Raw genomic sequence first — 7,190 nt, 5'->3', positions numbered from 1 at the left:
TTTACTATCAACGAATGACCATAACTCATCCATCTGAACATTCAAGCGCTTTTTTTCTTTGGGAGTCACTTCCACTTGCTTCTTAACAGCAGCCGCTTGGCTATTAACGTATCGCTGCACTGTATCTTCTGACACTTGAAGTACCCGAGCAATTCCTGCCTGAGAAATACGTTCAAGTAGCATCCGTGACATTAATTCTTTTTGTTCTTCTGTAATAGGCTGACCTGCTGGATTTAAAACAAATTGACGACCACATTCTCGGCATTTATAATGAAAGTTTATGATGCCGAGTTTGACCATTTCGACTAACTTCTTCTGAACCACAATTAGGGCAACAATGAATTTTTAATGTCAGATCATGCAATGGCAAACACTTATTTCTAATTATAACTTACTCTGATCCTTTCCTTCAGGGCACTACCGTGAAGGCGGGTTTGATGATAGAGTATCTTGGCGAACACTCAGATGAATATTGGAATGCTTTTCCAAACCTCATCGCCCAGGAAAAATTTAAAATACCAATGACTTACAGTATAACTGCTAGGAAGTTATAGCGATGGTTGTACTTGAATTAAATGCTGGTAAATCTGTATAACAATTCGGTTGCAGCGGCGAGCGAAACTTTTTTGTCTATCGTTCAAGTTAGTTGGTTGCCGCTGAACCGAACCGTTAGATAAAATTAAGATCGATCTTCTTTGGCTGGAGTGTCACTGTAACCGTGTAAACGTCTCTAGCTGACGATCTCCGATCGCCAGCAAAGATCTCAAATGGGTTCTATAGTATTCGAGGTATTTCTAAGACAACATAGTTGGCAATTTCACTGTGACGATCGATCCAATTTCCTCCCCCGACTCAATCCTAAACTCCCCATCGTGAGCTTCCACAATCCGTTTGACGATCGCCAAACCCAATCCCGTGCCACTGGCTTTGGTTGTAAAAAAAGGCTGTGTCAATCGTGGCAAAATATCGGCAGGAATTGGCGTACCATTATGAATTTGCAGACAAACGCGGTGATGTTCGGTTCGATCGAGCTTAGTGGTAATAACATCGCCGATATCTATTGCTTCGCAGGCATTAACGATCAAATTAATGATTACTTGCTTGAATTTATCTCGATCGACCAACACATAAATCGGTTCGATCGGGATAAATTCAAGCTGTTTTCCCAAAGCCGCAGGGATAGTTTGTAAGGTACTTAACGTTTCTAAGATGAAGCTATTTAGTTCCAGTCGAGATCGATCGAGTGTCTGGGGTTTGGAATAGAGTAAAATCTGGCTCAATAAGCGTTGCAGTCGATCGGCTTCGTCTAATGAGAGAGCTAGATACTCTTGAAATCGCTCGGAGAGTTGGAGTTTTTTAAAGGCATTTAAGCCCATCAAAATCGTAGTGAGAGGATTTCGTACCTCATGGACGATCGTGGCGGCTAGTTCGCCAATTTCGGCTAGTCTAGCTAACGCTTTTTCGGCTTGTTTAAGTAGAGTAATATCAGCCGCTACCGCTAATAAGCATGGTTCGTCCTCCAAGTAGATCGCCTCGGCAGAAAACAACGTCGGGAAAATCTCCCCCGATTTACGGCGAAACGAGATCTCTAGATTGCTGACGGTACCTTGTTGCTGCAACTGTTGGGCGATCGCGATTCGATCGGCTGGATTTGCCCACACCCCCAGTTCCAGGGTACTGCGTCCGAGCATTTCCTCGCGGTGATATCCCAGCATCCGCAAGCAACTATCATTGATTTCGATGTAGCAACCATCGTTGAGGGTGCTAATGGCGATCGCATCTGGAGAGGAGCGAAACGCTGTCGAGAACTTGGTTTCCGAAACTCGCAGGGCATCTTCTACTTGCAGACGTTCCATCTCCGCTGCCGCCCGTGCTGCAAAAATCTCTAGAATTGCCTGCGTGCGCTCGTTAGATTCCATCTCCTTGTCATCTAGTACCGCCAAATGTCCCAACAGATCGCCCATCGAAGTCAATAATGGAATGCCAGCATAACTCTGTGCTTCCATTGCCTCCAATTCATCCTTTTCTTCAGGAAATAAGCTCTGGATCTGGGCGGGGAAACACTGATAGCTATTACTACCAATAATCCGCTCGCAGGGCGTACCGTGCAGATCGTACTCGAACTCGTTGCCAAATTCATTTCCCTGCCAAAAGGCAAAACTCCGCACGCGAGTAGGTGGCGCATCCATACACTCGCTGATAAAGGCATAGCGGACATCGAGAGCTTGGGCGAGGGAACGGACAAGCGATCGAAAGAAGTCTACACCAGTTGCGGAAACGGTACCTTCAACGATCGATCTGAGGATTTGCTCGGATTTTTGGCGTTCTAAGATTTCGGATTGAAGTCTGTCGTTCGTTTGTGTCAATTCGATCGTGCGTTGCTGTACGCGCAATTCTAGTTGGTTATAGAGTTGGGCATTATCGAGAGAAATTGCTGCTTGAGTAGACAGAAACTGGATAACTTCTAATCGTTGGGGGGTAAAAATATCTGTCGTTAAATTATTTTCTAGATATAAAATACCCGCACGTTTACCCTGGTAAATCAGTGGGGTACAAAGGATTGATTTCGGCTGACGAGCGCGAATATAGGCATCTCGATCGAATCTAGAGTCTGTTACGGCTCGATTGAGGACGATGCTTTCCTGAGTGCTTGCAACATAATTGACTATCGCCAGCGAAACTAAATTTTTACCAGCTTCACTATCGAGGGAAATCGCTGGTAAAATCGATACGTTTTGGGGTTCGACAATTGCGGCAATTTCTAGTTCGCCATTACTTTGCAAGAGCAAACAGCCGCGCTGTGCGCCAGAGTTTTCGATCGCGATTGTCATCAATTTTGCTAACAATTTATCTAGCACAATTTCGCCAGCAAGTGCTTGAGATGCTTTCATTAGTGCTGCTAGATCGAGTGCTGCCGATCCGGTAGTGTTACTGGTAGAAGCAAGGTGATTCTTAGTAATAGTTGAGGTTTTGTCGAGTTCGGTAACTTTTTCTGCTATACTGCTAGTTCGATCGATTCGATCCACACACGCTTGCAAATCCACCAAAATAGCATCGGTAGTTTGATAGCGATCTACGGCATTTTTTGCCATCAACTTCATCACTAAATCGGACAGTGGCAGGGGAATTGCTGGATCGATTTGATGGAGTGGGAGTGGCTCTCTGGCAAGATGACAGTGGACGAGTTCTAACGCATCCGTCGTTTCAAATGGCAGTCGATAGCTTAATAATTCATAAAATGTCACACCTAATGAATAGAAGTCAGTTCGATAATCGATCGATCGATTCATTCGCCCTGTCTGCTCTGGGGAAATATACGCAAGAGTGCCTTCGAGCAAATTGGGATCGCGAACTAGGGGATTTTCTGGCGATAGTATGGTAGCGAGTCCAAAATCAACTATCTTCACCTGTCCCGTGGTGGGATTGAAGACGATATTAGATGGATTAATATCCTTGTGGATGATGTTGTGCTGATGAATTTCTCCTAAAATTGATGTTAGCCTAATTGCTAAATTCAGAAATCCTACTAGGTTAAATGTTCGCTCGACCAGCCACATTGGAAGAGATTTTCCACCGAAATCTTCGAGGACGATGACAGAATTTTCTGGATAAGTTTCTAGAGCGTAAGCTGTAACTACACCTTGAATATTTAAGCTTCGCAAAATATCGTATTCCAACTGGAATCGATCGATCTCTTGGGGTGACTGAGATTCTCGATTCGATATTTTGAGGATGACAGGCACGAGATCCGTACAGCGTCGCGCTCGGTACAGCACCGATCTAGAGCTTTCGTAGAATTTCTCAATCGCTTGGTAGCCAGGAAAGTCAATCATGGTGCTTGCTAAATTCCTTTGAATCCCATTTTGGATTCGATCGATTGTTCGAGATCGACAGCACCGACTCGTTGCCGACAATTGGCTTGCCGTTTAATGCCTACCTGACTCAAAAATACACCCATTGACACTCCCCGTCCTATAAGGACGGGGATTCTTTCGTCACCGGGAGCGCAACCGCTTTACCCTCGGAAAGCATCTTGACCGTATGTCCTACGGCTGCAAGTCCTCTAATTAAGACTACTTGTGCTGCTGCGACATCTCTATCTGTTTGATATCCGCAATGTCCGCATGAATGAACTCGCTCGGACAGTTCTTTCTTGTCGGTTTCTGTGAGGCAATTCGGGCAAATCTGGCTGGTTTTTCTAGCATCTACCTTGAGAAAAAATACCCCGCGCTTCAAGCAGCATTGTTCAAGAATCTGGAAGAACTGCCCCCATCCCGCATCTAAACAATGTTTGCCGAGAATACCGCGAGCCAATCCTACCAAGTTTAAATTCTCAACAAACATTGAACCTGCACTGTCGCACAACTCATGAGCTAACTTCCAATAATAATCCTTGCGGATACTCGCAATTTTTTCATGCAGATTACTCACTTTTACTTGCGCTTTTTTTCGGTTTTTTGACCCTTTTACTTTTCTTGATACTCGCTATTGCAGCAATTTAAGCTTGCGTTGGAGCGTCTTAAAAGGTCGTGGATTTGGGTAGGTTTTCCCGCTAGAAGTTGCTAGAAAGTGAAGAATTCCGACATCAATTCCAAGGAATGAACCGTGGGGCATTGCCTGCGGTACACTGACATCCCATTGCAAGGTTAGCATTACAAACCAGCCAGAAGCTCGTCTGACGATTCTAGCTTGTTTGACTGTTGCACCGCTTGGAATGGGGCGAGATTGACGAAATTTAACACTGCCTATAACAGGCAATTTTACCGTTGAGTTTTCAATCGCCCCAACACCCATCTGCGGGAACACGAAGGAACGCATAGCCCCGACTTTTTTATAGCGGGGAAATCCGTGTCCTTGTTCCCACATACTGACAAACGCTTTTTCTAAGAGACGTAAAGTTTGTTGCAGCACCTGCGATTGAACTTGCTTTAGTTGGTGGCTGCTTTTTCGATACGCAGTTAGCGCTTTACATTGGCTTGAATAGGTCGGTCTGGGTGTATCCGCTGGAATAATGTATTCCGAGTGAAGGGAACAAGCGTCAATCCGACAACTGCGAGATTTGTACCAGTCTTTACGCTCTCTCAAAGCATAGTTGTAGACACGGCGACATTGCTCCAACCAATCCTCAAAGATGGGAACTTGTGACGTTGTTGGTTTTAGCTTAAACTCATACGCCAGATTAAACAGTTGCATCACCTCCTTGCTGCATTATACATTCCTTTTACAATCCGTCAAGACACTTTGTAAAGCCGTCCTCAAAGGACGGGGCTTTAAACCCATTTTTCTGGTAAACAGAGTTTCTCATGAGAAAATGATAAGTAATTGGTAGGATAATTTCTTGAATTTCTCAGCTAATGTTTAGATCAAAATCATTTATGGCTAGGATGTCAGCGCAATAATGATAAAATAAGAATAGTGACACTCAATTTCGGTTGAAAATACTGCACCACAAGGTTTTCCAATGCAACCGATCGATAGATTTAGAGCGAAGCTCCAGAAAATCAAGCAGCAACATTTCGATCCGGCATCGTTGCAATTTCGGCTCACCGTAGAAATCTCGCTGCTGTCAATTCTGGGCTTGAGCAGCGTCGCGGTGTGGACGAGCTGGAAAATGCAGCAGCTTTTGATTACCACACATACTCAGCAAGTGGAGTATATTGCTACTCGGTTTCCCCGCGATGTCGAACTCTATAGCGAGATGTTGCCAGTTGCCACGGGGCTGCAAAAAACGATCGATAATGTCTCGGTGCCCGGATTGGCAATTTGGGTCAAAAGTACCGATGGTAAGCAGCTTCTGGCGCAATCGAGTCAAGTGAGCGATGAAGTGATGTCGATCGCCGATATGCCGCTCAAACCCCAGGTGTACCCAGTGGGCGATCGCTATCTAATTTTGTATCGGGGGGCAGTCACAGCGCGGAACAATCCCCTGGGCAAGGTCTATATGGCACAGGATGTCACATCAGAACAAAACCAACTCATTGCCGCCATCCAGGGGCTAGCTGCCGTCTGCTGTTTGGCAACCATCGCCACCATCTTTGCGATCGCCTTGCGCATTCGCCAATCGCTTCAACCGTTGCAAGAAATAAGCCAGATTGCTGGGGCGATTTCGGCAGCAGATTTGAACAAAGCCCAGTTGCAACTCACTCAGGCTCCGAGTGAAGTCAAGGAATTGGCTCAAACTTTTAATATGATGCTGGCACGGCTGGCGGATGCTTTGGAAAATCAGCGTCAGTTCGTCGGCAATGTCTCCCATGAGTTACGCACACCGTTAACGGTGGTAGTGGGTTATTTGCAAAGCGTCCTCCGCCGCAGTACCAATTTAAACGATTACCAGCAAGAAGCCCTCTCTACAGCGGCATCAGAAGCCGAGCGCACGGTGCAACTGCTTCAGGATTTGTTGAACTTAGCGCGAGCCGATAGTGGATATGCACACTACCATCTCGAACGTTTGTCACTCAATGATGTGGTAGCAGAAATCGCCCATATGACGGAGAAATATAGCGATCGAGCGATCCGTGTCGAGGCGACAGCCAGTATCGAAGCAATTGCCGATCGAGACAGGCTTCAACAGGTATTAATCAATTTAATCGATAATGCGGTGAAGTATTCAGCAGCAGAGCAACCGATTATCTTGAGTATCGATCGTTTTGACGGACAGGCAATGATTCGGGTACGCGATCGGGGGGTGGGGATTCCCCTCCAGGATCAAAGCCGGATTTTTGAACGTTTTTATCGGGTAGATGAAGCGCGAACTCGCTTGCCACAGGCTGGGATTCAAGTAGCTAGTGACGGACATGGATTGGGTTTGGCGATCGTCAAAACGTTGGTAGAAGGGATGGGTGGGAGTATCTCGGTGCGATCGAAGTTGGGTAAAGGTAGTGAGTTTACGATCGTTTTACCGACGTAAGTTTCGATTGCAAATATGTCGGTGTTTAGGCTCAGATAATGGGTTAGGAACTGTAACTTAATTTATGGACAAAGCTACCCATCCTTGACTATTTGGGTAGCTTTTTGAGCAAATTGTGGCCGCACGAGACTATTTGCCCCTGGTTCAATTTGTTTTTGCCCCCGTGCCATTGGATTACAGATGCGGGCGTCTTGCGTCAGAGAAATCTGCATTTGGACTGATTATAATTTTTTACCTGCCATGTTGACGCTCGCAGGAACTCGTATATAATACAAAGCACAAT

2 protein-coding genes and 2 pseudogenes are annotated in these 7,190 nt (G+C 45.6%); 1 reads left to right on the top strand and 3 read right to left on the bottom strand.

Translation table 11 applies throughout. From position 1 onward, the window contains the following. The 3 genes and pseudogenes from JGK20_RS31420 to JGK20_RS31410 all read right to left on the bottom strand — a co-directional run. Positions 1-300 (bottom strand): annotated as a pseudogene (locus tag JGK20_RS31420) (IS1 family transposase); the annotation flags it as partial. A 494-nt stretch (positions 301-794) separates the two neighbouring features. Further along, positions 795-3,833: a GAF domain-containing protein gene (locus JGK20_RS31415; RefSeq protein WP_293193834.1), complete on the bottom strand. Its 3,039-nt coding sequence runs from the start codon at positions 3,831-3,833 to the stop codon at positions 795-797. A 139-nt stretch (positions 3,834-3,972) separates the two neighbouring features. After that, positions 3,973-5,193, bottom strand: a pseudogene (locus tag JGK20_RS31410) (transposase). Between the two features lie 268 nt (positions 5,194-5,461). Between JGK20_RS31410 and JGK20_RS31405 the strand changes: the two are divergent. Then, entirely contained in the window at positions 5,462-6,907 is a 1,446-nt protein-coding gene (locus JGK20_RS31405; RefSeq protein ID WP_293208915.1) for an ATP-binding protein, read from the top strand. Positions 6,908-7,190: the final 283 nt, after the last annotated feature.

It is taken from the genome of Microcoleus sp. PH2017_05_CCC_O_A (assembly GCF_020738785.1).
Taxonomy (GTDB): Bacteria; Cyanobacteriota; Cyanobacteriia; order Cyanobacteriales; family Microcoleaceae; genus Microcoleus.
Note: the sequence above shows the minus strand (reverse complement) of the source record. Positions and strands in the feature narration are given on the sequence as shown.